Here is a 26,437-nt window from a genome sequence, read left to right as displayed (position 1 = left end):
CAGGACCCCGCAGTACCCCAGGAGTGCAGCGCGTCGGGGGCGCGCCGCTCCCCGCCCTGTTCCGCGATCACCGGACGGCGGGCCAGTATGGGGGCATGACCGGGCGCTGGGAGTTCTGGATCGACCGTGGCGGCACCTTCACCGATGTGGTGGGCAGGCGCCCCGACGGACAGCTCGTCACCCGCAAACTCCTCTCGCACGACCCGGACCGCTACCGCGACGCCGCCGTCGCCGGTATCCGGCTGATGCTCGGGCTCGGACCCGACGAGCCGGTCCCCGCCGACCGGGTCGCCGCCGTCAAGATGGGTACCACCGTCGCCACCAACGCCCTGCTGGAGCGGCGCGGCGAACCGACCGTCCTGGTGATCACCGAAGGCTTCCGGGACGCCCTGCGCATCGCGTACCAGAACCGCCCGCGCCTCTTCGACCGCCGCATCCTGCTCCCGGAAGCGGTCTACGACCGGGTCATCGAGGTCCCCGAGCGCATCGACGCCCACGGACGCACCGTCACCCCGCTCGACCGCGAGGCCGTCGCCCGCCTGCTCCGCGAGGCCCGCGCCGACGGGCTGAGCAGCGCGGCCGTCGTCCTGATGCACGGCTACCGCCACCCGGCCCACGAGCAGGCGGTCGCCGCCGAGGCCCGGGCCGCCGGCTTCACCCAGATCAGCTGCTCCCACGAGGTCAGCCCCCTGATCAAGCTCGTCCCGCGCGGCGACACCACCGTCGTGGACGCCTATCTCTCGCCGATCCTGCGCCGGTACGTCGACTCGGTCGCCGCCGAACTCCCCGGCATCCGGCTCATGTTCATGCAGTCCAACGGCGGCCTGCGCGAGGCCGCCCACTTCCGCGGCAAGGACGCCGTGCTCTCCGGGCCCGCCGGCGGGGTCGTCGGCATGGTCCGCACCTCCGCCCAGGCCGGTCACGACCGGGTCATCGGCTTCGACATGGGCGGCACCTCCACCGACGTCTCGCACTACGCGGGCGAGTTCGAACGCGAACTCGGCACCGAGGTCGCCGGCGCCCGGATGCGCGTCCCCATGATGAACATCCACACCGTCGCCGCCGGCGGCGGCTCCGTCCTCCACTTCGACGGCCGGCGCTACCGGGTCGGCCCCGACTCCGCCGGCGCGGTCCCGGGCCCCGCCTGCTACCGCCGGGGCGGACCGCTGACCGTCACCGACGCCCAGGTCATGCTGGGCCGCATCCGCCCCGCCCACTTCCCCGCCGTCTTCGGGCCGGACGGCGACCGGCCCCTGGACGCGGACATCGTGCGCGAGCGCTTCGAGGAGCTGGCCGAGGAGGTCGCCCGGGCCACCGGCACCAAGCGGACGGCCGCCGAGACGGCGGCCGGCTTCCTGGAGATCGCGGTCCTCTCCATGGCCAACGCCGTCAAGAAGATCTCCGTACAGCGCGGCCACGACATCACCCGCTACGCCCTCACCGGCTTCGGTGGCGCCGGCGGCCAGGCCGTCTGCGCCGTCGCCGACGCCCTCGGCATCGACACCGTCCTCGTCCCGCCGCTGGCCGGTGTGCTGTCCGCGTACGGCATCGGGCTCGCCGACGCCACCGCCATGCGCGAGCAGTCCTTCGAAGCCGCCCTGGACGCCGAATCCGAGACCCGGGTGCGGGAGCTGTGCGACGCGCTCGCCGCCCGTACGCGCGCCGACCTGCGCGCCGACGGCGTGCCCGCCGACGCCGTCACCACCCGCGCCCGGGTCCTGCTGCGGTACGAGGGCACCGACGCGAGCCTGCCCGTCGCCCTGGACACGGCCGCCGCCATGACCGACGCCTTCACCCGCGAGCACCGCGCCCGCTACGGCTTCACGGCCGACCGGCCGCTCGTCGTGGAGACGGTCTCCGTCGAGGCCACCGGGACCGCCGGCGGCCACGCCGAGATCCGCCCGGCCGGCCGCGAGGAGGGCACCCCCACCACACCACGCCCCCACGACACCGCCCGGATGTTCGCGGAGGGGCACTGGCAGGAGGCCCCGCTCCACCGCCGGGACGACCTGAGGGCCACCGATGTCGTCACCGGCCCCGCCGTCGTCGCGGAGGCCGACGCCACCACCGTCGTGGACCCCGGCTGGCAGGCCGAACTCGCCGCCACCGGGCACCTCGTCCTCACCCGCGCCCGCCCGCGCCCCGCCCGGCAGGCCGTCGGCACCCAGGTCGACCCGGTGATGCTGGAGGTCTTCAACAACCTCTTCATGTCCATCGCCGAGCAGATGGGCGTGACCCTGGAGAACACCGCACGCTCCGTCAACATCAAGGAGCGCCTCGACTTCTCCTGCGCCCTGTTCGACGCCGACGGCAACCTGATCGCCAACGCGCCCCACATCCCCGTCCACCTGGGCTCCATGGGCGAGTCGATCAAGGAAGTGCTCCGGCGCAACGCCGGCACCATGCGCCCCGGCGACGTCTACGTCATCAACGACCCGTACCACGGCGGCACCCACCTGCCCGACGTCACCGTCGTGACACCCGTGTTCGACACGACCGGCGACGGGCCCGTGCTCCGCTTCCTGGTCGCCTCGCGCGGCCACCACGCCGAAATCGGCGGCATCACCCCCGGCTCCATGCCCGCCTTCAGCCGCACCGTGGACGAGGAGGGCGTCCTCTTCGACAACTGGCTCCTGGTCCGGAACGGCACCTTCCGCGAGGACGCCACCCGAGACCACCTCACCACCGCCCCGTACCCCTCCCGCGACCCCGACACCAACCTCGCCGACCTGCGCGCCCAGATCGCCGCCAACGAGAAGGGGATCGCCGAACTGCGGGCCGTGACGGAGCAGTTCGGCACCGAGGTCGTGGACGCCTACATGGGCCATGTGCAGGACAACGCCGAGGAGTCGGTGCGCCGCATCGTCGCCGGGCTCGACGACGGCCACTACCGGTACGAGACGGACAACGGCGCCGTGATCGAGGTGACCGTCACCGTCGACCGCGAGGCCCGCGGGGCGGTCATCGACTTCGCCGGTACGTCCCCGCAGCAGCCGGGCAACTTCAACGCCCCGAAGTCCGTGGTCATGGCCGCCGTGCTGTACGTCTTCCGCACCCTGGTCGCCGACGACATCCCGCTCAACAGCGGCTGCCTGAACCCGCTGGAGATCCGGATCCCGGAGGGCTCCATGCTGGCCCCCGTCCCGCCCGCCGCCACCGTCGCCGGCAACGTCGAGACCTCTCAGGCGGTGACCGGCGCGCTGTACGCGGCCCTGGGCGTCCAGGCCGAGGGCTCCGGCACCATGAACAACCTGACCTTCGGCAACGACCGGGTGCAGTACTACGAGACCGTCGCCAGCGGCTCCGGCGCGGGCGAGGACTTCGACGGCACCGACGCCGTCCAGACCCATATGACCAACTCCCGTCTCACCGACCCCGAGATCCTGGAGTGGCGCTACCCGGTCCTGCTGGAGAGCTTCCGGGTGCGCGAGGGCAGCGGGGGAGCGGGCCGGCACCGGGGCGGCCGCGGGGTCGAGCGCCGCATCCGCTTCCTCGAACCGGTCACCCTGGCCCTGCTCACCGGACACCGCCGCGTGCCCCCGTACGGCATGGCGGGAGGCGGACCGGGCGCCCTCGGCAGCCAGCACATCGAACGCGCCGACGGCGGACGCACCGAGCTGGCCGCCTGCGACAGCGCCGACGCCGGCGCGGGCGACGTGCTGGTGCTGCGTACGCCCGGGGGCGGGGGCTACGGGGAGCCGGGCGGGGAGAACGCGGGGGCCTGACCGGTCCGCCGGGCAGCGGCCCTTCTGCGCCGTTTCGACCGTTGTCAGTGCGAGGACCTAATCTGTGCACCGTGACTTCGCCTGCCTACACGGACAACGCTGCGCCCCAGCTCAGCGCGGGGCCGCGGCCCGCACCGGGCCCGGCCGCCGACGAGGGGCTGTCGCGGCGGCTGCGCGCGCTCGCCTGCACCGCGCCGCTGCACGACCTGGACGTGCGCAAGGCGAACCTCGCCGGTGAGTACAGCGGCTACGCGATGGCCGAGGTCGCGCTCGCCGCGATCGACCACGTGACGCTCAACATGGACTTCGACACCGGCGCGGACCACGACCAGATAGTGACCAGGCTCCTCCCTCGCGTCGCCGCCCAGGCCCCGTCCCGCCCCGCCGCCGAACACGAACGCGTCGCCCGCTGGGTCCTGGAGAACCTGATCAACGTCGGCAGCGTGGACCGCGGATTCCGCGCCGTCTACGGCACCTTCGGGCCCGACGGCGTCTACGTCCGCCGCGACTACGACTTCAAGCTGATCGAGGAGGTCCCCGGTCACGGCGGCAGCGTCTACCTCAGGGCCACCGACGAAGCGGTCAACGTCCTGGTCGGCGCCCTCGACACGGACGTCACCAGCGCCCAGATCGCCGCCGAGGTGAAACTGGAGGTCCTGATCAGCCGGGGCCGCCTCGCCGACGCCCAGCTCGCCGCCGAACAGGCCCGCTACCGGACCGTGCAGTACGCGGAGACGCTGCGCAAGACGCTCGACGCCACCCGGCGCAACGTCCGCGCGGTCGACTGGCTCAACGCCGTGCCCGACATGATCGCCGAGGCCCTGGACCACGTTGCCGACCGCTACCGCCACGAGAACGCGATCCTCACCAACATCCGCAAGGCCCGCGACGAGGCCGAGGAACCCGAGCACAAGCGCCGCGCCGCCGAGCTGGTCGACATCGTCAAGGACTGCATCCGCCGCCACACCCAGCTCCAGTCCCGGCTGCTGGAGGCCGGCCCGCTCTTCCGCGCCGAGCAGGACCGCCAGGCGTTCGCGGCACCCGCCGCCCGCACCGGCCTCGACCTGTACGGGCAGCTCCTCGGCCCGCTGCTGCCGCTCCCGGTCGAGCAGGCGAGCCGCGCCACCGACGCCTTCTTCGCCCATGGCACGGGCCTGCGCACCCCGGTCTCCGTACGGGTGGGCGACCTGGTCGACCTGCTCCTCAGCCCGCCCCCGGCCCGCGAACACCTCGGCGCCGAGATGCCCGAGCCGGACCTGATCGCCACGCCGGACGACAGCCGCTTCAGCGAGGAGCAACTGGCCGCCGCGATGGAGCTGCTCGACCTGGAGCACGACGCGCCGCGCCGGCTCTCCGGCCTCCTCGCCGACGCCCGCCGCCGCGACCCCGACCTGCCCTACCTGGTCGCCCTGCTCGCCGTCCACGCCGCGAGCCCCCCGGTCGGCACCGCCTACCGCCAGGGCGAGCGCCGCCTGCTGTTCTCCGTGGACGACGGCACCCCGCTGGACGACGAGGAGTTCGGCGGCGCCGACCTGATCGTCGGCACGGCCCTGCTCGACGCCGCCGGCATGGCGGCCGACCGCTCGGAGGCGCCGTGAAAACCCCTGGCCCCCGAACCACCTTCCGCAACACATTCCGCACCGAGGAGCCAGTGTCGTGAGCGACCACCGCGCAGAGCACGCCGACGCGTGGAGCGAGCCCGCCGACCGGCCCGCCCCCGGCTACGAACCCGACCGCCCGGCCCCCGCACCGGCCGCCGTCACCCCGGCCGACGCCGCCGACGCGGCCCGGCTCGTCGCCTTCGGCCTCCAGCCCAAGCTGCTCCCCGCCCGCGACGCCGAGTACGCCGAACTGCTGCGCCGCTACCGGGACGACCCCGCCTTCGCCCGGCTCGCCGACGCCGTCGCCACCGGCCTCGGCCTCATCGTCCTGGAGGTGTCCCCCCGCGCCGGCATGGCCGTCACGGCGGGCGAGGACTCCGTCTTCGCCGTCCGCATGGGTGACTACGCGCGCCGCGCCTCCTCGGACAGCGCCGACCGCTTCCTCCACGGCCTCGCCCACCTCGCCGTCGCCGCCATGGCCTTCCCGCGCCCCGAGGACCTCGCCGACGACGCCTACATCGGCCGGATCACGGTCAACGGCGTCGACGCCTTCGTACGCCAGGCGTGCAACCGCCTGGAGGAGCGCGCCGAGGAGCAGGGCGACAACACCGACCCGGCCAGCGACGCCCCGGGCCTGGAGGCCGGCTGGCGGGTCTACGCCCGGCGCAGCGCCACCGGCGCCACCAAGGACGCCCGCCGGCTCGCCGGATCCACCACCGGCATCATCGGCAAGGCCGTCGCCTTCCTCACCGACTCCGGCTTCCTCCAGCGCACCGGTGACGACGCCGGAGGCACGTACCGCACCACCGCCCGCTACCAGCTCCAGGTCCGCGACATGGCCGGCAGCGCCGCCATGGCCGAGCTCCTGGAGCTGGGCGTCGTCCCCGTCACCGACGGAAGCGCCACGCTGCTGCCGCCCCCGGACCCCGACCACCTGGAACTGGTGGCCGACGCGGGCCTGCCGTTCCACGGCTGACCGCCGCCCGTCACCGACGTCTTCCCCCCGCTCCCAGAACGACGAGAGTCCGCCGCCATGTACGAGCTGTCCCGGGTCCGCCTCTACTCCATCGGACCGGCCGGCGCACGCTACGCCGACACCGTGCTCGACCTGCGCGGAGTCGGCGAGCCCGTGCCCCGCCCCGCCCCGGCGCAGGCGGAGTTCTTCGAGGAGGAGCCGGCCGGCCCGCCGCGCAGGCCCGCCCCCGCCGGTGTCCTCTTCCTGGAGAACGGCGGCGGCAAGTCCGTCCTGCTGAAATTGATCTTCTCGGTGATGCTCCCGGGCCACCGCAACACCCTCGGCGGCGCCAGCTCCGGCGTGCTGCGCAAGTTCCTGCTCGCCGACGACTGCGGCCATGTCGCCCTGGAGTGGCAGCACACACTGACCGGTGAGTGCGTGGTCGTCGGCAAGGTCAGCGAGTGGCGCGGACGCCAGGTCTCCAACGACCCCCGGAAGTTCGCCGAGGCGTGGTACTCGTTCCGGCCGGGCCCCGGGCTCGGGCTGGACTCGCTCCCCGTCGCCGAGTCCACCGCCGTCGGCCGCCCCGCCGAAGGCGCCTCCGGCGCCCGCGGCCGCCGCCGCACCATGAAGGGCTTCCGCGACGCGCTCACCGAGGCCGGCAAGTTCTACCAGCACCTCGACGTGCACTGGGAGGAGATCCACGACCGCTGGAACGAGCACCTGGGCGACCTGGGCCTCGACCCCGAACTCTTCCGCTACCAGCGCGAGATGAACGCCGACGAGGGCGAGGCGGCCGGCCTCTTCGCGGTCAAGAAGGACTCCGACTTCACCGACCTGCTGCTGCGCGCCGTCACCGACACCCGCGACACGGACGGCCTCGCCGACCTCGTCAGCGGCTTCGGCAACAAGCTCGGCCGCCGCGCCGAGCTCACCGCCGAACGCGACTTCACCGCCGGCTCCGTGGACCTTCTCGGCCGCATCGTCGAGGCCACCGGGACCCGCGCCCGCGCCCGCGACATCCACGCCGGATCCGAACGCCGCACCCGCACCCTCGCCCGCCGCCTCTCCGCCCGCGCCGGCGAGGAGCGCGGCCGGGCCGGTGAGCTCGCCCAGCAGGTCACCTCCGCCGCCCACACCGTCACCGGCGCCGAGGAGACCCGCGGCCGCTGCGCCCTGATCGCCGCCGAACTCGCCTACCGGCACGCCTCCCTGGCGCTCACCGCCGCCGAGAAGAGCGCCGCCGCCCAACGCCGCGAGCTGGGCGACGCGCGCACCCTGCACGCCGCCTGGCAGGCCGCCGAGGCCGTCCTGCGCCACCGCGCCGCCGCCGACCGCTCCGCCCGCGTCGCCGCGGCCATCCGGGAGGCCGAGCGCGACGCCGCCCCCGCCCTCGCCGCCCGCGCGAGCGCCGCCGCCGACCTCGTACGGGCCCTGCACACCGCCGCCGAGGCGGGCGAGAGCCGGGCCAACGAGGAGGAGGAGCGCTCCGACGCCCTGCAAAGCGCCGGCGAGGCCGCGCACCGGGACGCCACCACCGCCGCCACCGAGGCGCAGCGCGCCCGCAGCGAGGCCGGCCACCTGCGCCAGCGCCTGGCCGAGGTCGAGCAGGAGACCGCCGAGGCCGTCCGGGCCGGCTGGCTGGACGACACGGCGCCGCACGCCGACCCCGCCAGGGCCGCCCTCGCCGCCAACGACGCCGAACAGGCCGCGGTGGCCGCCTGGGACACCGCGCGGGAGGCCGCCGGAGCCGCCGCCGACCGGGCCCGCCGGGCCACCGCCGACGAGTCCCGCGCCGAACTGGCCGCCGCCCGCGCCGCCGACGCCGCCCGCGCCGCCGAGCAGGCGTACGAGACGGAGCTGAGGGCCGCCGACTCGATCGCCGCTGAACCCCGCCTCGCCGAACTGCTCGGGCTGCCCGGCGCCCGGACCGGAGGCGTTCCCCGGCCCCGCCAGGCCGCCGCGCCCGGAGCCGAAGCCACCGCCGACGACCCGCACCGCACCGACGAGACCGGCCCGGGCCCGGACGGCGTTTTCACCGCGGACCACCAGCCCCTCACCGCCGACGAGTTCGACCGCAGCGCCGACGAGCTGCGCGACCTGCTCGACCAGAGCGTCGCCACCGCCGAACGGCGCCTGTTCGAACTGCGCACCGCGGCGGCCGACGACGCCCGCATCCTCGGCGCGCTCGGTGACGGCGGCCTCCTCCCGCCGAGCCCGGACGTCCTGGCCACCGTGGAATACCTGGGCGAGCAGGGCATCCCCGCGCTCCCCGGCTGGCGCTACCTCGCCCAGGCCGTCGACCCCGCCGACCACGCGGCCGTCCTCGCCGCCCGCCCGGAGCTCGTGGACGGCGTCGTCATCACCGACCCCGACACGCACGCCCGCGCCCGCGACGTCCTCGGCGCCGCGGCCCTGCTGCCCCGCTCCGCCGTCGCCGTCGGCACCGCCGCCGCCCTCCTCGCTCCCGTGCCCGACCCCGGCGCGTCCGGTGCCGGTGAGGGCGTCTTCCTCGTACCGCCGAACCCGGCCATGCACGACGAGCACGCCGCCGACGAGGAGCGCCAGGCCCTGCGCAGCCGGGCCGCCGCCCGCGACGAGGACATCCGGGTGCTCGCCGCCCGCCTCGGCGCCGACCGCGCGCTCGCCGCCCGCATCGGTTCCTGGCGCGCCGACTGCCCGCCCGGCATGCTCGCCGAACTCGCCGAAGCGGCACGCACCGCCCGCACCGCCGCAGAGACCGCCGAGGCCACCCTCGCCGAGGCCCGCACGGTCCGCGCCGAGGCCGACGAGGCCGCCGCCGACACCGCCCGGGTCCGCGAGGAGCGCCAGGAGGCCGCCCAGCGTGCCCGCCGGGCCGCCGACGCGCTCGCCGGACTCGCCTTCCGGCTGCGGGAACGGGCCGGCTGGCAGGCCAAGCTGCGCGAACTGACCGACGAGGCAGCGGAGAGCGAGGCCCGCGCCACCGTCTTCCTGGAGCGCGCCCGCGCCGCCGACGAGGACCGCCGCGCCGCCCAGCGCGCCGCCGACGACGCCCGCCGCACCGCCCGCGCCCTGCGCGCCGAACGCGCCGAGATCGCCGGCGCCCCCGAACACCTCCCCGACCTGGAGCAGGACGCCCCCCGCCAGGCGCTGCCCGCCCTGCGCGAGGCGTACCGGGCGGCGTCCCAGCTGTACGAGAAGGTGGGCGTCGGCGCCGACCTGCGCGCCGAGCAGGCCCGTGCCGAGAGCGACGAGAGCGCCGCCCTCGCCGAGCTGGACCGCCTCACCAACAAGGTGCGCACCCGGGCCGCCCAGCTCCTGGAGGGCACCGACGGCGCCGACGGCCCGTCCCGGCAGGCCGCCGCCGCCCGCGCCGAATCCCTCGTCCAGCTCCTGGAGACCAGGGCCTCCGCCGCCAGCGAGCAGCTGGGCCGGCTGCGCGGCGAGGCCGAACGCCTGGCGCCCGCCGACGGCGAGAGCCTGCACACCGAGCTGCCCGACGACCAGGTGCCCGCCGACGCCGAACAGGCCCAGGCCCTCCTGCGTACCGCCACCGCCGAGCTGGCCGCCGCCACCGCCGCGCTGGACACCGCCCGGGCCGCCCACGCCGAGCTGCTGCACGCCCACCGCGCCGCCGAGGACGCCGCGGGCGGCTTCGACGAGACGGCCGCCCTGCTGCGCGACCTGCTCAGGGACCACGGCGCCGAGGACGACCCCGAGGACCCGGAGCCGTACCCGGGCAGCCTGGAGGAGGCCCGCCAGTCCGCCGCCGAGGCCCGGCGCTCCCTGCGCGGCTGCGCCGCCGACCTGTCCGCCGCGGAAGCGGCTGTCCGGGAGGCGAGCGACGTCCTCGTACGGCACGCCAACTCCACCCGCTACGAACAGGTCCGCACCCCGGCCCGGCAGCAGATCCGCGAACTGCCCGCCGCCGCGCTCCCCGAGCACGCCGAGAAGTGGGCCACCGCCTTCGCGCCCCGGCTGCGCGTCCTCACCGACGAGCTGGCCCAGCTGGAACGCAACCGCGACTCCATCGTGGACCGGCTGCGCGGCCTGGTGGAGTCCGCGCTCACCACGCTGCGCTCCGCCCAGCGGCTCTCCCGGCTCCCCGAGGGCCTGGGGGAGTGGTCCGGGCAGGAATTCCTCCGCATCCGCTTCGAGGAACCCGACCAGGCAACCCTCACCGAACGGCTCGGCGAGGTCATCGACGAGGCGACGAGGGCGGCCCTCCGGAAGAACTCCGACCTGCGCCGGGACGGCATGTCGCTGCTCCTGCGCGGGGTGGGGGCGGCGCTGGAACCCAAGGGCATCGCCGTGGAGATCCTCAAGCCGGACGCCGTGCTGCGCGCCGAGCGCGTGCCGGTCGGGCAGATGGGCGACGTCTTCTCCGGCGGACAGCTGCTCACCGCCGCGATCGCCCTGTACTGCACGATGGCCGCCCTGCGCAGCAACGACCGGGGGCGCGACCGGGCGCAGCACCGGCACGCCGGCACGCTGTTCCTGGACAATCCGATCGGCCGGGCCAACGCCACCTATCTGCTGGAGCTCCAGCGCGCGGTGGCCGACGCGCTCGGCGTACAACTGCTGTACACCACCGGCCTGTTCGACACGACGGCCCTCGCGGAATTCCCGCTCGTCATCCGGCTGCGCAACGACGCGGACCTGCGCGCCGGTCTGAAGTACATCAGCGTCGAGGAGCACCTGCGCCCCGGGCTGCCGCAGCAGGACCCCGGCAGCGAGACGGTGCACGGGGAGATCACCGCGACCCGCATGTTCAAGCGCGGCGCCCCGGCCCCGCGGACCCCGGACGCGTCCGAGACCGTCGAGGAGACCCGGGCGCCGTAGCGCCGCCCGGGCGGCGGGGCGCGGTCAGGCCCGCGACAGGCGGCGGTCCGCGCCGCCCCGGCGGCCTATCCGCGCCGCGTCCCGCTGCGCGGCGCGGGCCTCACGCCGCGCCCTGCGCCGCTCGCGGCGCAACTGCCGGGCCGAGCTGCTGGGCTCGGAGACCACGCCGTTGCGCTGGTTCCACACCTGGCGGGTGACCCAGACGTCGAGCACCGCCCAGGTCGCGACTACGGTGCTCGCCACCCCGCTCAGCACCATGGGGAACGAGAGCCAGGACCCGGCCAGCGCGGTGAGGAACGCCACCATCGCCAGAATGATCGTCAACGACATGACGAGCACCGCCCGCACCGCCGCCGTGCGCACCGGATCGGGCATGCGCCTGCGCGTCGCCGGTTCCTCCACCCACAGAGGCGGCCGCCCCGGCGCGCTCGCGTCCCCCATCGGCTCCACCGCGCTCTCACGCTCCTGTGTGTCCAAGGCCCTTCACTCCCACCGCTGTCCGACTTCAGGGTTGCTGCCCGGCCTACACCCTTTCTACGCGGACGGTCCGTCCCGTCCGCCCGAGCGTGCACCGTTGGTCCCCCTACCCCCGTACAGACAGACGAGTGGCCGGCGGTGAAGATTCCTCCCGGCCGTCACGAAACGAAGAATTCCAGCCAACCGGGACGTGAAGGAACCTGCCATGCCCCAGGGCCTCTTCTGTCGCTTTCGTGAATTTCATCTCCCGGAATACCGGGACAAGCCATGGTCAACTCCCGGTAAGGCGGCCGAAAATCGTCCGGACATGCCTTCGAGTTGTCTGTCTGTCGGTAGTAGGCTCGCGCCGTTTGTTGACGAAACCCGTCCCCGGTCCCGCGGGGATGACCTGGGGGAGGCCATGCGCTTTCGCGGAAAGTCCATCCGCAGGAAGATCGTGGCGTTGCTCGTGGTGCCCCTCGTATCGCTCACCGCCCTCTGGGGATTCGCCACCTATCTCACCGGGCGCGAGGCCGGGAAACTGCTCAGCGCGAGCACCGTCGTGGAGAAGGTCGGCCACCCCCTCGAAGACACCGTCCGGGTCATCCAGAGCGAACGCCGCCAGACCCTCGTCTTCCTCGCGGACCCGCGTGCGTCCGACGCCCTGCCCCTACTGCGCAGGCAGCGCGCCGCCACCGACCGGGTCGTGGCCGAGGTCCGCGAGAGCGCCGGGCAGAAGGACATCCGCGACGCGCTCGGCGCGACCGCGGAAAACCAGCTCGGCTCGATACTCGGCGCCGTCGAAGGACTCGACGCCCTGCGCGACTCCGTCGACGAACGCACCATCGGCCGGCTCAAGGCGATGGCCTACTACAACCGCCTGATCGACCCCTGCCACCGGTTCCTGGCCGGCCTGCACACCATGGAGAACGTCTCCATGGACCGGCAGGTCCGGGCACTCACCGGCATGTCCCGCGCCCGCGAAATGCTCTCCCGGGAAGACGCACTGGTCGCCTCCGGGCTTCTGGCCGGCCGCCTCACCGCCGCCGAACTCCGCCAGATATCGGACCTCGTCGCCCAGCGCGGCCTGCTCTACGAGACCAACCTCGACCTCCTCCCCGCCTCCGAACGCCGCCGCGTCCAGCAGTACTGGCAGGGCCCGGACAGCGAACCCCTGCGCTCCGCCGAGAACGGCATCATCTCCCGGGGCCCCACCACCAGCCCGCGCACCGCCGACGCCGCCCGCTGGCAGGAGGTCGCCCCGGCCGCCCTGGAACGGCTGGCCAACGACTCGACGGAGATGAACAACCGCTTCAAGGACCGGGGCAAGCCCGCCGGCTACGGCATCCTGATCAAGGCGGGCATCGCCGGCGTCCTCGGCTTCCTCGCCCTCGTGGTCTCCGTCTTCGTCTCCGTGCGCATCGGCCGCGAACTCGTCCGCGACCTCACCCGGCTCCGCAAGGACGCCCACGAGGTCGCCGGCGTACGGCTGCCGAGCGTGATGCGCCGCCTCGCCGCGGGCGAACAGGTCGACGTGGAGACCGAGTCCCCGCACCTCCAGTACGAGCGCGACGAGATAGGCCAGGTCGGCCAGGCCCTCAACACCCTGCAACGCGCCGCCGTCGAAGCCGCCGTCAAGCAGGCCGACATGCGCCGCGGAGTCTCCGAGGTCTTCGTCAACCTCGCCCGCCGCAACCAGGTCCTGCTCCACCGCCAGCTCACGCTCCTGGACAGCATGGAGCGCCGCACCGAGAACACCGACGAACTCGCCGACCTCTTCCGCCTCGACCACCTCACCACTCGCATGCGCCGGCACGCCGAGGGTCTGGTGATCCTCTCCGGTGCCGCCCCCTCCCGGCAGTGGCGCAAGCCCATCCAGCTGATGGATGTGGTCCGGGCCGCCGTCGCCGAGGTCGAGGACTACGAACGCATCGAGGTCCGCCGACTGCCCCGGATCGGGGTGGGCGGCCCGGCCGTCGCCGACCTCACCCATCTGATCGCCGAACTGCTGGAGAACGCCACGGTGTTCTCGCCCCCGCACACCGCGGTGCAGGTGCACGGCGAGCGCGTCGCCAACGGCTTCACCCTGGAGATCCACGACCGGGGCCTCGGCATGCCCCCCGACGTCCTGCTCGACGCCAATCTCCGGCTCGCCGAGACCCCCGAGTTCGAGCTGTCCGACACCGACCGCCTCGGCCTCTTCGTGGTCAGCCGGCTCGCCCAGCGGCAGAACGTCCGGGTGTCCCTCCAGACCTCCCCGTACGGCGGCACCACCGCCGTCGTATTCATCCCGGCCGCCCTCCTCACCGACGCCCCCGAGTCCCACGGCACCGGATTCCGCCTCGACCGCAGGGCCGAGAAGGCCATCGCCGGCAGCACCGCGGGCGGCGACCCCCGGCGTCCCGAGGCCGACGACCCGGTGCCGGGCCGGCCGAGCGGCCTCTCACCGGTCCCCACCGGACTGGTCGACCCGGCCCTGCTCAACGGCCCCGTCGAGCTGGAGGACGACGAACCGCTGGACTTCACCCGCGACCCGGTCCTCGAAGCGGTGGCGGGCCCCGGGCTCGACTCCGTGCTCGACGGCGTCTCCGACCTGGAGGACACCGAGAGCGAACGCGGCGGCATCTTCCGCGCCCGCGCCCTGCGCCGCGACGCCGACCGCGAGCAGCACCAGCAGGCCCCCGACGACGGCGTGCGGGCGCTGCACCCCGAGGGGGTCCGGCCGCTGCCGCGCCGGCGCCGGCCCCCGACGCTGGTCGCCGACCGCGGCCGCCGGGTCGACGGGGGAGGCCGTGCCCACCCCGCCTCCGAGGACCGCGAGCCGGCCCGCCCCGTGGACCGCCGCCCCGCCGGGCCCCCGGTGCCCGCACCCCGTACGCCCGAACCCGCCCCCGACACCGTGGGCGGACTGCCCCGCCGCGTCCGGCAGGCCAGTCTCGCCCCGCAGCTGCGCGAGGGACCGGACGCCCGCACGCCGGGGCCCGGTCCGGTGGAGAGCGCCGAGGACATCGAGCGGGACGCCGAAGAGGTACGCAGCCGTATGGCTTCGCTCCAGCGCGGCTGGCAGCGCGGCCGCCAGGAGAACGCCGAGGACCCGACGGACCCCGGCGACATCGCACCAGGAACCACTCCGGGAGAGGACGGTCCATGACCGCACCGAACGCCGCCGCAACCGACTCCGCACGCCAGGGGTCCGGCGAACTCAACTGGCTCCTCGACGAGCTCGTCGCGCGCGTCGCCAGCATCCAGAAGGCGCTGGTGCTCTCCAGCGACGGGCTGCCCACCGGCGCGTCCAAGGACCTGACGCGGGAGGACGGCGAGCACCTGGCCGCCGTCGCCTCCGGCTTCCACAGCCTGGCCAAGGGCGTCGGCCGCCACTTCGACGCGGGCAAGGTCCGCCAGACCGTCGTGGAACTGGACGAGGCGTTCCTCTTCGTCACGGCGGCAGGCGACGGCAGCTGCCTCGCCGTGCTGGCCGAATCCGACTCGGACGTGGGGCAGGTGGCGTACGAGATGACGCTCATGGTCAAGCGCGTGGGGAGCCACCTGGCCAACGCGCCCCGGACGGCCGGTCAGCCCTCCGGGGGGTGAGCGGACGCCATGAGCGCCGCATCGCCCGGCTCCCCGGAGACCCCGCAAAGGCCGTGGACCCCGCGCTGGTACGACGACGAGGCGGGGCCCGTCGTCCGCCCCTACGCGATGACCCGCGGGCGCACCAGCAGTGCGTCCCGCCACCGCCTCGACCTGATCGCGATGGTCGTGCCGGAACCCGCGGCCGACGACCCGGACAGGGACCAGCTGCTCACCCCGGAACACGTCGAGATACTCGAACTCTGCGGTGAGCTGCCCCAGTCGATCGCCGAGCTCGCCTCGTCCCTGGACCTGCCCGTGGGCGTGGTGCGGGTGCTCGTGGGCGATCTCGTGGACGACGAGCTGGTACACGTGACCCGTCCCGTTCCGCCGGCCGAGCTGCCGGACGTGAACATTCTCCGTGAGGTGATCAATGGCCTTCGGGCGCTCTAGCCGCAGCAGGCGGCCCGTGGAGCCCGTCACCCTCAAGATCCTGGTGGCGGGCGGCTTCGGCGTGGGCAAGACGACGCTGGTGGGCGCGGTCAGCGAGATCAGGCCGCTGCGCACGGAGGAGCGGCTGACCGAGGCGGGCCGCCCGGTGGACGACCTGGACGGCGTCGAGGCGAAGACCACGACGACCGTGGCCATGGACTTCGGGCGGATCACACTCCGCGAGGACCTGGTGCTGTATCTCTTCGGCACGCCGGGGCAGGACCGGTTCTGGTTCCTCTGGGACGAGCTGGCGCAGGGCGCGCTGGGCGCGGTCGTGCTCGCGGACACCCGCCGCCTGGCCGACTGCTTCGCGGCCGTCGACTACTTCGAGCGCCGCGAGATCCCGTTCGCCGTCGCCGTCAACTGCTTCGAGGGCGCGGAACTGTTCCCGGAGGCGACGGTACGGGCGGCGCTCGATCTGGACCCCCAGGTGCCGCTCCTCATGTGCGACGCGCGGGACCGGGCGTCGGCCCGGGACGTGCTGGTGGCCGTGGTCGAACACGCCCTGGCCCGCGCGGACCGCCCACGCGAGCCGGTGTCGACCTAGGAACGGCCGTTCTCCGCGAGCCACTTCTCGGCGGTCTGCGCCAGCTCGTGGTCGCGCCCGGCCAGCATCATGCGGATCATCTGCACGTCCCCGCGCAGCGACCAGGCAGGGTGACCGAAGGTGGCCGGGTTGTTCTTCTCGATCAGGAAGTGCGCGGGCCAGGCCGCGCCGTAGCCGATGAGCGGCAGCGCGGCCAGATACCGCTTCCGGCCGCGCGCCAGCCCGTACGCGCTGACGGCGAGACCGGTCAGGGTGCCGGTGAGATGCACCCAGCGGGTCGCCGCCCGTGAGTGCATCGCGACGTAGTACGGCCAGAACTCTTCGTACGAATCGAACGTCTGCTGTGACATACGGGCACCGTAATGGCTGACCCGGCAACCGGAAACGGCTGGGCCGCGTCGGAAAGGGAGAACGGGCGGCCGGAACCCACGGGGGTGGTCCCGGTCGCCCGTTCCCGCGCCGGCCGGCTCAGTGCCCGGCGACCGACCTGCGGGACACCGGGAAGTCGAAGTAGGTGTCGGGGAACGCCTCGGGCCGGAAGGTGTAGTGCCACCACTCCTCGGCCAGGTTCACGAATCCGGCCTCGGTGAGGGTCCGCTTCAGGAACTGCCGGTTGGCGCGCTGCACACCCTGGATCCGGGGGTCATCGGTGTGCGAGAGCGTGTCGAAGCAATCGAAACCGGTGCCCATGTCCACCGAGTTGTCCGGGAAGCGGTCGGCCTGCGGCGCGTAGCACGGCACCAGCTTCTCGCCCGGGCGGTAGGACCTGGTCGGCAGGGCCGGCAGCCGTACGAGCGTCAGGTCGACGGTGCTGCCCCGGCTGTGCCCGGACTTCTCCGCGATGTAACCGTCCGCGAACAGCCGGGACTTGTCGACCCGGGGGTAGAACTCGCCCTTCATCGTCTCGTCGTCGAGGTCCTTCGCCCAGCGCACGAAGTGGTCGACGGCCCGCTGCGGGCGATAACAGTCGTACACCTTCAGCGAGTAGCCCTGCCGCAGCAGCCGGAGCTGCGCACGGTGCAGGGCCTCGGCGGCCGGCCGGGTCAGGATGCACAGGGGCTGCCGGTAGCCGTCCACGGGCTCGCCCATGAAGTCATGGGCGGTGGGATAGCGCATCTCCTGGATGATCGTGGCATCCACCGAACGCAGCGAGACGAACTCCTGGGGTGCCTTCGGCTCGGGCTTCGCCTGCGCCACCGGGGCGGTGACGGTCACGGCGAGCAGGGCGGCGGCGGTGGCCGCCAGGGCACGGAAAGCGGTCGCAATGGCTGTCATGAGCACATCCTCCATGGTCCGGGGGTGCCGCGAAGGTGATCCGGTACAGTCCGCGCGTGTCCGCCACCGGTTCCACGCCCGGCCACCACGAGCGGCGTCCCGGCCCACGAGGAAACGGAGCAGCCCGTGACCCACTCCCACTGCCCCGCCTGCGGAGCCCCGTACACCGGCCTCCCCACCCCCGGTGCCTGGCCCCGCACCTGCGCCGCCTGCGGGGAGACGGCCTACCGCAATCCGCTCCCCGTCGCCGTCGCCCTCCTCCCCGTCACCGACGGCGGCACCACCGGCCTCGTCGTGATCACCCGCACCATCGAACCCGCACGCGGTGGCCTCGCCCTGCCCGGCGGCTTCATCGACCACGCCGAGGACTGGCAGCACGCCGTCGTACGGGAACTGCGCGAGGAGACCCGCATCGAGGCACGCCCCGAGGACGTCCGCCTCGCCGACGCCCTCAGCTCACCCGCCGGGCACCTGCTCCTCTTCGGACTGCTGCCCGCACGGCCGGCCGCCGCGCTCCCGCCGTCGGCCCCCACCGACGAGACGTCCGGCCACACCCTGCTGACGGCCCCCGCCGCCCTCGCCTTCCCTCTCCACACCGAGGCCGTCCACCGCTGGTTCGCGGGCCGCTACCGCTGAGCACACCCGCCGCCGCGCCCCGCTCACACCCCGCGCACCCGGACCGGGCAGTCCACCACCCCGCCGTCCCGCTCCACCACGACGCGCTCGCCCTCCAGCCGCGACGTGTACCGCTCGACCTCCACCGGCTCCCATCCGTCACCCGCGTCCCGGACCACCGTCCCGCCACCCGGGCGCCCCGCCACCGGAGCCCACACCTCCAGCTCCGGGCCGCCGTCCGCACCCCGCACCGGAATCACCGCGCCCGCCCGGGCCAGCACCGGCACCCGGGACAGCGGCGCCTCCACCACCACCCGCCCCGGCCCCTCGTACACCGCCCCGCTCGCCGTGTCGTACCAGCGCCCCGGCGGCAGCCGTACCGCCCGCCGCACCACTCCCGGCTCCAGCACGGGCGCCACCAGCAAGGCGTCACCGAGCAGGAACGCGTCCTCGCAGTCGCGCAGCCCACGGTCCCCGGGCGAGGCCCACCACAGCGGGCGTACGTACGGCGCACCCGTCAGCGCCGCCAGCCGCGCCAGGGTCACCCAGTACGGCCGCAACCGCTCCCGCTCCACCAGCACATCCCGCGCACCCGCCAACACCTCGGCCCCGAACTCCCACGGCTCACGGCGCCCCGCGTCGATCGCCGAGTGCGTGCGGAACAGCGGCAGGTACGCGGCCAGCTGGAACCACCGCAGGTACAGCTCGGGCGACGGCGACCCGTCGAACCCGCCCACATCGGGACCCGAGTACGGCACCCCGCACAGCCCGAGCCCGAGCCCCAGGACCAGCGCCAACGTCGCCCGCAGCCCCGGCCAGCCCACCACCACATCACCGGACCAGGTGCCCCCGTACCGCTGCATCCCCGCCCAGCCGGAACGCGAGAACAGGAACGGCCGCTCCTCCGGCCGCAGCCGGGCCAGCCCCTCGTACCCGGCCCGCGCCATCGCCAGGCCGTACACGTTGTGCGCCTCCCGGTGGTCACCGCCGCGCCCCTCCAGCGCGTGCCGCGCCGAACGCGGCAGCGACGGATCACCGAACGCCACGAACGACACCGGCTCGTTCATGTCGTGCCACACCCCGGAGAACCCCTGCGCCAGCCGCTCCGCGTACAGCCCGCCCCACCACTCCCGTACCCCCGGATCCGTGAAGTCCGGATACACGCACTCACCCGGCCACACCTCCCCGCGCACCTCCCGCCCCCGGGCGTCCCGGACGAACGCGCCCGAAGGGCCCACCGCCCGCCCGGAGTCGTACACCGCGTTCCCCCGGGCCGCCGCGACCGCCGGGTCCACGATCGACACCAGCCGCACCCCGGCCTCCCGCAACTCCGCGGCGAGCCCCGGCAGATCCGGGAGCCGCCCCCGGTCCACCGTGAACACCCGGTGCGCGTCGTAGTGGTCGATGTCCAGGTGCAGCACCGACAGCGGCAGCCCCCGCTCCCGGTACCCCGCCACGACCCGCCGGACCTCCCGCTCGGACCCGAAACCCCACCGGGCGTGCTGCGGACCCAGAGCCCAGGACGGCGGCACCGCGGCCGCCCCCGTCAGCGCCGACCACCCCGCCAGCACCCGGGCCGGCGTACCCGCCACCGCCCAGCAGCGCAGCGGCCCGCCGTCCACCCGCACCTCCGAAGCGCCCGGCCGGTCGTGCCCGGACCCCGCGCCCTCCTTCCCCTCCTGCAACGACACCCGGCCCGACCAGGAGTTGTCGTAGAAGACCAGGTGCGTCCCCGCGTCCGCCACCACCAGCTGCACCGGCATCGTCAGATACGGCGGATCGTCCCCCGGCCCGAACCGCCCGCCCGGATCCGTGTTCCACAGCGCGTACGACCCGGTCCGCAGCCGCGGCCCCGCCGCCCGGCCGCCCAGCCCGAAGAACCGCGCGTCCGCCGGAACCTCCGAACGCTGCACCCACCGCGCGTCCCCGCCCGCCACCGGCTCCCACCAGCGCGGCGGCGACTCCCGGCGCAGCACCACCCCGCCCGGGGTCCGCAGCTCCACCGCCCCGTGCCGCGACACCGCGACCGTCAGCCGCTCCGCCACCACCTGCCAGCCCCCGTCCGTGCCCGGCTCCAGCACCGCCCGCGGATCCGCGGCGGGCGCCTCCCCGTCCACCGCGTACGACGGCCCCGGCTCCGCCCCGTCCCATCCCCAGAACACCGCCCCGCCCACCGCCACCCGGATCCGCAGCTCCGAACGGGCGAACCGCACCACACCGCCCCCCGGCCCCGGCTCCGCCCCCGTCACCGCACCCGGCACCCGCGCCCGCTCGGCCCCGCGCCCCGGCAGCGCCCGCGCGTCCGCACGCGCCCGGCGCCACGCCGAGCGCACGGTGCGCAGCCCCCGCTTCGCCCCCACCAGCTTCACCGAGCGCACCAGGTCACGACCGTTCATGCCGCTCACCCTGCCACCCGCCCGGCCGCGAACAAGCGCCGTTCAACTTCCGTTCACCCCGCACCGGACGTGCCCGGACCACATACCGGGACACGACAGCATGTACGGGCAACCCTGGTGCTGGGGACGATCACATGGCATCGTCCCTGACGTCGCCTCACGCGCACACCCCGCACGTGCGCGCGACCTGCGCACACACCGCGTACCCGCTACAGCCAGGGAGTCGCCCCATGACCTCAGCAGCCGACGAAGCCCCCCTGTGGCAGCCCGGCCCCGACCGCGTCGCGGCCGCCGCCGTCACCCGGTTCCAGAGCTGGGCCGCCGAACACCACGGCGCCCCCGCCGAGGGCGGCTACGCCAGTCTGCACCGCTGGTCCGTCGACGAGCTCGACACCTTCTGGAAGGCCGTCGCCGAGTGGTTCGACGTGCGCTTCTCCACCCCGTACGAAGAGGTCATCGGCGACCGCTCGATGCCCGGCGCCACCTGGTTCACCGGCGCCACCCTCAACTACGCCGAGCACGCGCTGCGCGCCTCCGAGGACCCCCTGCGCGCCGACGCCCCCGCCCTGCTCCACGTGGACGAGAGCCACACCCAGGTGCCGACCTCCTGGTCCGAGCTCCGCCGCCAGGTCGGCTCGCTCGCCGCCGAACTCCGCGCACTCGGCGTCACCCCCGGCGACCGCGTGAGCGGCTACCTCCCCAACATCCCGCAGGCCGTCGTCGCGTTCCTCGCCACCGCGGCCGTCGGCGGGATCTGGACCTCCTGCGCCCCCGACTTCGGCGCCCGCAGCGTCCTCGACCGCTTCCAGCAGGTCGAACCCGTCGTCCTGTTCACCGTCGACGGCTACCGCTACGGCGGCAAGGAGCACCACCGCGCCGACACCGTCGCCGAACTCCGCCGCGAACTACCCACCCTGCGCGCCGTCGTGCACATCCCGCTGCTCGGCACCGAAGCCCCCGAGGGCGCCCTCGACTGGGCCGCCCTCACCGCCGCCGACACCGAACCGGTCTTCGAACAGGTCCCCTTCGACCACCCGCTCTGGGTCCTCTACTCCTCGGGCACCACCGGCCTGCCCAAGGCCATCGTCCAGTCCCAGGGCGGCATCCTGGTCGAACACCTCAAGCAGCTCGGCCTCCACTGCGACCTCGGGCCCGAGGACCGCTTCTTCTGGTACACCTCCACCGGCTGGATGATGTGGAACTTCCTCGTCTCCGGCCTCCTCACCGGCGCCACCGTCGTGCTGTACGACGGTAGCCCCGGCTACCCGGACGTCAGCGCCCAGTGGCGCGTCGCCGAACAGACCGGCGCCACCCTCTACGGCACCTCGGCCGCCTATGTCATGGCCTGCCGCAAGGCCGGCATCCACCCGGGACGCGACTTCGACCTCTCCCGCGTCCAGTGCGTCGCCACCACCGGCTCCCCGCTGCCGCCCGACGGCTTCCGCTGGCTCCACGACGAGGTCGCCGACGACCTGTGGATCGCCTCCGTCAGCGGCGGCACCGACGTCTGCAGCTGCTTCGCGGGCGCGGTGCCCACTCTCCCCGTCCACATCGGCGAACTCCAGGCCGCCAGCCTCGGCACGGACCTCCACTCCTGGGACCCCGCGGGCGAACCCCTCACCGGCGAGGTCGGCGAACTCGTCGTCACCGAGCCGATGCCCTCCATGCCGGTCCGCTTCTGGAACGACCCCGACGGCAGCCGCTACCACGACAGCTACTTCGACGTGTACCCCGGCGTCTGGCGCCACGGCGACTGGATCACGATCACCGACCGCGGTTCCGTCGTCATCCACGGCCGCTCCGACTCCACCCTCAACCGGCAGGGCGTCCGCATGGGCTCCGCCGACATCTACGAGGCCGTCGAACGCCTCCCCGAGATCCGCGAATCCCTCGTCATCGGCCTGGAGGAACCGGACGGCGGCTACTGGATGCCGCTCTTCGTCCACCTCGCCGAAGGCGCCACCCTGGACGACGCCCTCCGCGACAGCATCAAGCGCACCATCCGCGAGAACCTCTCGCCCCGCCACGTCCCCGACGAGGTCATCGAGGTTCCCGGCATCCCGCACACCCTTACCGGCAAGCGCATCGAGGTTCCGGTCAAGCGCCTGCTCCAGGGAACGGCCCTGGAAAAGGCCGTCAACCCCGGTTCGATCGACAACCTGGAACTCCTCCACTTCTACGAGAAGCTGGCCCGCGAACGCCACTGACCGCACCGTTGTCAGCACCCCTGGTTACGCTGAGTGAGCAATAATCGACAGCGCACTGGGGGACATCATGGCGCAGACCAGTAACAAGCGGACCACCGTCCATGGACGGACCGTGACCACCACCATGCGACGCACGCTGCGCCGCGAAGCACCCACCACCATCGGCCTGCTGGCCGATGAGGAGGACTTCGCGGCGATGCGCCGCTACCGCACCTTCACCTTCGACGACCACGGCGTCTACCTGGAACAGGTGGAGGCCCTGCTCAAGGCCCTCACCGCGCAGGGCGTGCACACGACGGTCGCCCTCTTCGACCCCCTGGAGTACGCGCGCTACTGCGCGGAGGCCGGCATCGTCCCCGACACCCCGGCGGGCCGCAGCCGCTTCACCGCGGAGATCGCCGCCTGCGGAGCCACCGTCACCTACGAAGGACAGCCCCTGGACGCACTGATCCAGGTGCTCGTCGGCCGCGCGGTCCGCCGGGCCACCTGGGAGTACGCCACCATGCTCCTGGCCGGACTCGGCGAGTGCGCGGACTGTGGCCGGGACGTCGGGAGCGCCGCCTTCGACCGCGCCTCGCACCTCCTGGAACGCACCCTGGAGGCGGCCGGGCCCGGCACCCACCACCTGGTGTGCAGCACCCCCACGGAGAACGACCAGCTGCTCGCCGCCCTGCACACCGACCGGCCCACCGCGGGGCCCGTCCTGCTCGACACCTCGGAGGGCGCCGAGTTCGTGAGCGTCCTCGCCGTCGCCATCGCCCTGGAGAGCCACGGCGGAGTCGTCCTGCGTACGAGCACACCCGGCGCCCCGGACCGCGTGCACGGCTGGCGGCTGAGCCGGGGCAACCTCGACCCGCTCACCGCCGGCGAGGTCTTCAGCGCCTACTGCACCGACGCCGACACGGGCGAGCCCGTCGCCCCGGAGTCCGGTGTGGAGTACTGCGCGGGCTTCGACATCGGCGCCGACGAACCGGAGGAGCACCGCTGACACGGGGAAGGGGCTTTCCGCCGGTCACCGGCGGAAAGCCCCTTCACCTCGCTTCGTCCGGTCCCGGACTACTCGCCCGACAGCACCGCCTGCGCCGCCCGGCGCGCCTCCTCGGCGGAGTCCGCCGCACGCGCGGCCGCCGCGGCCCGCTCGCACTGCGCCAGCGTGTACTTGGCCAGCGTGGCGCGGACATAGGGAATGGAGGCCGCACCCATCGACAGGGACGTCACACCCAGACCCGTCAGCACACAGGCGAGCAGCGGATCGGAGGCCGCCTCACCGCACACACCACAGCTCTTGCCCTCGGCCTTCGCCGCATCGGCGGACAGCGCGACCAGATCCAGCAGCGCCGGCTGCCACGGGTCCTGGAGCCGGGAGACGGCACCCACCTGACGGTCGGCAGCGAAGGTGTACTGCGCCAGGTCGTTGGTGCCCAGTGACAGGAACTCCACCTCCTGCAGCACCGAGCGCGCCCGCAGCGCGGCGGACGGAATCTCGACCATCGCGCCGAACTTCGCGTTCAGCCCGGCCTCGCGGCAGGCGTCGGCGAAGGCCTTGGCGTCCGCGCGGTCGGCCACCATGGGCGCCATGACCTCAAGGTAGACGGGCAGCCCCTCCGCGGCCTTCGACAGGGCGGTCAGCTGGGTGCGGAGCACGTCCGGGTGGTCCAGCAGGCTCCGCAGTCCGCGCACGCCCAGCGCCGGGTTCGGCTCGTCCGCCGGGGTCAGGAAGTCGAGCGGCTTGTCCGCGCCCGCGTCCAGCACGCGCACCACGACACGGCCCTCGGGGAACGCCTCCAGGACCGCGCGGTACGCGGCGATCTGCTTCTCCTCGGACGGTGCCCGCTTGCTGTCGTCCAGGAAGAGGAACTCGGTACGGAACAGGCCGACGCCCTCCGCACCCGCCTCCACGGCCGCCGGCACATCACCGGGACCGCCGACGTTGGCGAGCAGCGGCACCTTGTGGCCGTCCGAGGTGGCGCCGGGACCGGTCGTGGCGGTCAGGGCGGCCTTGCGCGCGGCGGCGGCGCTCTCCAGCTCCGCCCGCTTCTCGGCGCTCGGGTCGACGAAGATCTCGCCGGTGCTGCCGTCCACGGCGATGAGCGTGCCTTCGGCCAGCTCACCGGCCCCGGGCAGGGCCACCACGGCGGGGACACCGAGCGCCCGGGCCAGGATGGCGCTGTGGCTGGTCGGCCCGCCCTCCTCGGTGACGAAGCCGAGGACCAGCGCGGGGTCCAGCAGCGCGGTGTCGGCGGGGGCGAGGTCCCGGGCGATCAGGACGTAGGGCTCATCGCTGTCCGGCACGCCGGGCATCGGCACACCGAGCAGCCGCGCCACGATGCGGTTGCGGACGTCGTCGAGGTCGGCGACCCGGCCCGCCAGGTACTCGCCGGCGCCCGCGAGGAGCGCCCGGTACGAGGCGAACGCGTCGTACACACCGCGCTCGGCGGTGCTCCCGACGGCGATGCGGCGCTCGACATCGGCCATGAGCTCGGGGTCCTGGGCCATCATGGCCTGGGCCTCCAGCACGTGCTGGGCCTCGCCGCCGGCCAGGTTGCCGCGCGCGACGAGGTCGGCGGCCACGGCCTCCACGGCCTGCCGGGCCCGCCCCTGCTCGCGCTCGGCCTCCTCGGCCGGGATCTGCTTGGCCGGCGGTTCGAGCACCGCGGTGCCCATGTGCCGTACCTCGCCGATCGCCACACCGTGGCTCACGCCTACGCCTCGCAGCGTTGTCTCCATTACACCCGTCTCCGGTCGTGCGGTGGCCGTTGCCTCCGCGGTGGTGGATATCCAGTCGGCTGTCACTGCGCCGATCGCGTTACTGCCAGCCGAACAGGGAGTCGCCGACCGCCACATCGCCGGTTTCGACCAGGTCGGAGAGGGAGTCGGCGGTCGCCTCCAGGGCCACGATCGGGCAGACCGGCGACTTGCCGGCCTTCTCGACCTCGGCGGGGTTCCACCGGACGATGCCCTGGCCGCGAGTGACGGAGTCGCCCTTGCTCACGAGCAGCTCGAAGCCCTCGCCGTTGAGCTGGACCGTGTCGATGCCCAGGTGCGTGAGCACACCGTGCCCCTCGCTGTCGACCACCACGAACGCGTGCGGGTGAAGGGAAACGACGATGCCGTCGACGGGCGCGACCGCCTCGGACGGCTCGCGGACCGGGTCGATGGCGGTGCCCGGACCGACCATCGCGCCGGAGAAGACGGGGTCGGGTACGGCAGCGAGCCCAATGGCACGTCCGGCAAGAGGGGACGTCACGTTGGTCATGGGGGGCCTCCCAGTGGAGCTTCGAAGGTGCCGCCACGGCTTGATAGGAGGACGGCGTACTGCTCAGCAGAGTAAGTCATAAGAAGTCCCGGTTCCGCCCGAGTCCTGGTGGTTCGAGGACCTAGGGGCGCACCGGAAACGATTTGCCTCGACTCCCGGCAGCCTGTACTGTCGTTCTCCTGCCTGGCCCCAACGCGACTTTGAGTCGGGGGTCGGCTGCGGCTATTGAGCCCAAACCCTAACCCGAAATCGGGCACCCGCATGTCTGCGGGGGGCCGGTCAGGGGGGCCGGAAAGGTTTGATAGTGTCGGACTCGCCGGAAAGGGAAACGCGAAAGCGAAGAACTGGAAAGCGAAAACCGCTTGACCCGCTTCGACCGGGAATCGGACACGAAAGAGTCTGATAGAGTCGGAAACGCAAGACCGAAGGGAAGCGCCCGGAGGAAAGCCCGAGAGGGTGAGTACAAAGGAAGCGTCCGTTCCTTGAGAACTCAACAGCGTGCCAAAAGTCAACGCCAG

The 26,437-nt window shown here is 73.7% G+C and carries 17 protein-coding genes; 11 read left to right on the top strand and 6 right to left on the bottom strand.

The annotated features are described in order from the left end of the window. The first annotated feature begins 95 nt into the window (after positions 1 to 95). The 4 genes from ABZ565_RS14530 to ABZ565_RS14515 all read left to right on the top strand — a co-directional run bounded on the left by ABZ565_RS14530 (position 96) and on the right by ABZ565_RS14515 (position 11,105). On the top strand, positions 96 to 3,725 hold the full coding sequence (locus ABZ565_RS14530; RefSeq protein ID WP_361025363.1) for a hydantoinase B/oxoprolinase family protein: 3,630 nt from the start codon (positions 96 to 98) through the stop codon (positions 3,723 to 3,725). 71 nt (positions 3,726 to 3,796) lie between these two features. Next, complete coding sequence (locus ABZ565_RS14525) at positions 3,797 to 5,323, top strand: hypothetical protein (RefSeq protein WP_361025360.1); 1,527 nt, start codon at positions 3,797 to 3,799, stop codon at positions 5,321 to 5,323. 58 nt (positions 5,324 to 5,381) lie between these two features. After that, positions 5,382 to 6,302, top strand: a complete 921-nt coding sequence (locus ABZ565_RS14520) for a hypothetical protein (RefSeq protein ID WP_361025357.1) — start codon at positions 5,382 to 5,384, stop codon at positions 6,300 to 6,302. A gap of 57 nt (positions 6,303 to 6,359) precedes the next feature. Continuing rightward, positions 6,360 to 11,105: a hypothetical protein gene (locus ABZ565_RS14515; RefSeq protein WP_361025354.1), complete on the top strand. Its 4,746-nt coding sequence runs from the start codon at positions 6,360 to 6,362 to the stop codon at positions 11,103 to 11,105. Between the two features lie 24 nt (positions 11,106 to 11,129). On the opposite strand, the gene ABZ565_RS14510 is transcribed toward ABZ565_RS14515, so the two are convergent. Beyond that, positions 11,130 to 11,546, bottom strand: coding sequence for a hypothetical protein (locus ABZ565_RS14510; protein WP_361025890.1), 417 nt, complete (start codon positions 11,544 to 11,546; stop codon positions 11,130 to 11,132). A gap of 436 nt (positions 11,547 to 11,982) precedes the next feature. On the opposite strand from ABZ565_RS14510, the gene ABZ565_RS14505 reads away from it, so the two are divergent. Genes ABZ565_RS14505 through ABZ565_RS14490 form a run of 4 tightly spaced genes read left to right on the top strand, consistent with a single transcriptional unit; the run spans position 11,983 to position 16,170 of the window. After that, positions 11,983 to 14,712: a nitrate- and nitrite sensing domain-containing protein gene (locus ABZ565_RS14505; protein WP_361025351.1), complete on the top strand. Its 2,730-nt coding sequence runs from the start codon at positions 11,983 to 11,985 to the stop codon at positions 14,710 to 14,712. After that, on the top strand, positions 14,709 to 15,152 hold the full coding sequence (locus ABZ565_RS14500; RefSeq protein ID WP_361025348.1) for a roadblock/LC7 domain-containing protein: 444 nt from the start codon (positions 14,709 to 14,711) through the stop codon (positions 15,150 to 15,152). The genes ABZ565_RS14505 and ABZ565_RS14500 overlap by 4 nt, the downstream gene beginning before the upstream one ends. Positions 15,153 to 15,161: 9 nt before the next feature. Beyond that, positions 15,162 to 15,584: a DUF742 domain-containing protein gene (locus ABZ565_RS14495; RefSeq protein WP_361025345.1), complete on the top strand. Its 423-nt coding sequence runs from the start codon at positions 15,162 to 15,164 to the stop codon at positions 15,582 to 15,584. Continuing rightward, a complete protein-coding gene (locus ABZ565_RS14490) occupies positions 15,565 to 16,170 on the top strand; it encodes an ATP/GTP-binding protein (protein ID WP_361025342.1) in 606 nt (201 codons plus the stop codon). Before ABZ565_RS14495 ends, ABZ565_RS14490 begins: the two co-directional genes overlap by 20 nt. Here the strand turns inward: ABZ565_RS14490 and ABZ565_RS14485 are convergent. Both ABZ565_RS14485 and ABZ565_RS14480 read right to left on the bottom strand, forming a co-directional pair. Then, on the bottom strand, positions 16,167 to 16,520 hold the full coding sequence (locus ABZ565_RS14485; protein WP_361025339.1) for a DUF962 domain-containing protein: 354 nt from the start codon (positions 16,518 to 16,520) through the stop codon (positions 16,167 to 16,169). The genes ABZ565_RS14490 and ABZ565_RS14485 overlap by 4 nt on opposite strands. 118 nt (positions 16,521 to 16,638) lie before the next feature. Next, entirely contained in the window at positions 16,639 to 17,445 is an 807-nt protein-coding gene (locus ABZ565_RS14480) for a M15 family metallopeptidase (RefSeq protein ID WP_361025336.1), read from the bottom strand. Positions 17,446 to 17,571: 126 nt separating this feature from the next. On the opposite strand from ABZ565_RS14480, the gene ABZ565_RS14475 reads away from it, so the two are divergent. Further along, on the top strand, positions 17,572 to 18,081 hold the full coding sequence (locus tag ABZ565_RS14475) for an NUDIX domain-containing protein (RefSeq protein ID WP_361025333.1): 510 nt from the start codon (positions 17,572 to 17,574) through the stop codon (positions 18,079 to 18,081). Positions 18,082 to 18,104: 23 nt separating this feature from the next. Here the strand turns inward: ABZ565_RS14475 and ABZ565_RS14470 are convergent, their stop codons facing one another. Then, positions 18,105 to 20,456 carry a glycoside hydrolase family 31 protein gene (locus tag ABZ565_RS14470; RefSeq protein WP_361025330.1) on the bottom strand — a complete coding sequence of 784 codons (2,352 nt, stop codon included), beginning with the start codon at positions 20,454 to 20,456 and terminating at the stop codon, positions 18,105 to 18,107. A 230-nt stretch (positions 20,457 to 20,686) separates the two neighbouring features. Here ABZ565_RS14470 and ABZ565_RS14465 point away from each other — a divergent pair, with 230 nt between their 5' ends. Together ABZ565_RS14465 and ABZ565_RS14460 are read left to right on the top strand one after the other, a co-directional pair. Next, positions 20,687 to 22,663: an acetoacetate--CoA ligase gene (locus ABZ565_RS14465; protein ID WP_361025327.1), complete on the top strand. Its 1,977-nt coding sequence runs from the start codon at positions 20,687 to 20,689 to the stop codon at positions 22,661 to 22,663. A gap of 67 nt (positions 22,664 to 22,730) precedes the next feature. Further along, positions 22,731 to 23,651 (top strand): hypothetical protein, encoded by a 921-nt coding sequence (locus tag ABZ565_RS14460; protein ID WP_361025324.1) that lies wholly within the window; start codon positions 22,731 to 22,733, stop codon positions 23,649 to 23,651. A 68-nt stretch (positions 23,652 to 23,719) separates the two neighbouring features. Here ABZ565_RS14460 and ptsP read toward each other — a convergent pair whose 3' ends face one another. Together ptsP and ABZ565_RS14450 are read right to left on the bottom strand one after the other, a co-directional pair. After that, the gene (ptsP, locus tag ABZ565_RS14455; protein ID WP_361025321.1) at positions 23,720 to 25,390 is read right to left on the bottom strand and encodes a phosphoenolpyruvate--protein phosphotransferase; all 1,671 of its coding nucleotides are present in this window, start codon (positions 25,388 to 25,390) and stop codon (positions 23,720 to 23,722) included. A 79-nt stretch (positions 25,391 to 25,469) separates the two neighbouring features. Beyond that, positions 25,470 to 25,919, bottom strand: coding sequence for a PTS glucose transporter subunit IIA (locus ABZ565_RS14450; protein WP_361025318.1), 450 nt, complete (start codon positions 25,917 to 25,919; stop codon positions 25,470 to 25,472). Positions 25,920 to 26,437: the final 518 nt, after the last annotated feature.

This window comes from Streptomyces sp. NPDC016469, assembly GCF_040632905.1.
GTDB lineage: Bacteria > Actinomycetota > Actinomycetes > Streptomycetales > Streptomycetaceae > Streptomyces.
Note: the sequence above shows the minus strand (reverse complement) of the source record. Positions and strands in the feature narration are given on the sequence as shown.

Bases quoted from the DNA above. Each gene is read 5' to 3' on its own strand.
- ABZ565_RS14530 (WP_361025363.1), top strand. From the start codon at position 96: ATGACCGGGCGCTGGGAGTTCTGGATCGACCGTGGCGGCACCTTCACC.
- ABZ565_RS14515 (WP_361025354.1), top strand. From the start codon at position 6,360: ATGTACGAGCTGTCCCGGGTCCGCCTCTACTCCATCGGACCGGCCGGC.
- ABZ565_RS14510 (WP_361025890.1), bottom strand. From the start codon at position 11,546: ATGGGGGACGCGAGCGCGCCGGGGCGGCCGCCTCTGTGGGTGGAGGAA.
- ABZ565_RS14505 (WP_361025351.1), top strand. From the start codon at position 11,983: ATGCGCTTTCGCGGAAAGTCCATCCGCAGGAAGATCGTGGCGTTGCTC.
- ABZ565_RS14500 (WP_361025348.1), top strand. From the start codon at position 14,709: ATGACCGCACCGAACGCCGCCGCAACCGACTCCGCACGCCAGGGGTCC.
- ABZ565_RS14495 (WP_361025345.1), top strand. From the start codon at position 15,162: ATGAGCGCCGCATCGCCCGGCTCCCCGGAGACCCCGCAAAGGCCGTGG.
- ABZ565_RS14490 (WP_361025342.1), top strand. From the start codon at position 15,565: ATGGCCTTCGGGCGCTCTAGCCGCAGCAGGCGGCCCGTGGAGCCCGTC.
- ABZ565_RS14485 (WP_361025339.1), bottom strand. From the start codon at position 16,520: ATGTCACAGCAGACGTTCGATTCGTACGAAGAGTTCTGGCCGTACTAC.
- ABZ565_RS14480 (WP_361025336.1), bottom strand. From the start codon at position 17,445: ATGACAGCCATTGCGACCGCTTTCCGTGCCCTGGCGGCCACCGCCGCC.
- ABZ565_RS14470 (WP_361025330.1), bottom strand. From the start codon at position 20,456: ATGAACGGTCGTGACCTGGTGCGCTCGGTGAAGCTGGTGGGGGCGAAG.
- ABZ565_RS14465 (WP_361025327.1), top strand. From the start codon at position 20,687: ATGACCTCAGCAGCCGACGAAGCCCCCCTGTGGCAGCCCGGCCCCGAC.
- ABZ565_RS14460 (WP_361025324.1), top strand. From the start codon at position 22,731: ATGGCGCAGACCAGTAACAAGCGGACCACCGTCCATGGACGGACCGTG.
- ptsP (WP_361025321.1), bottom strand. From the start codon at position 25,390: ATGGAGACAACGCTGCGAGGCGTAGGCGTGAGCCACGGTGTGGCGATC.
- ABZ565_RS14450 (WP_361025318.1), bottom strand. From the start codon at position 25,919: ATGACCAACGTGACGTCCCCTCTTGCCGGACGTGCCATTGGGCTCGCT.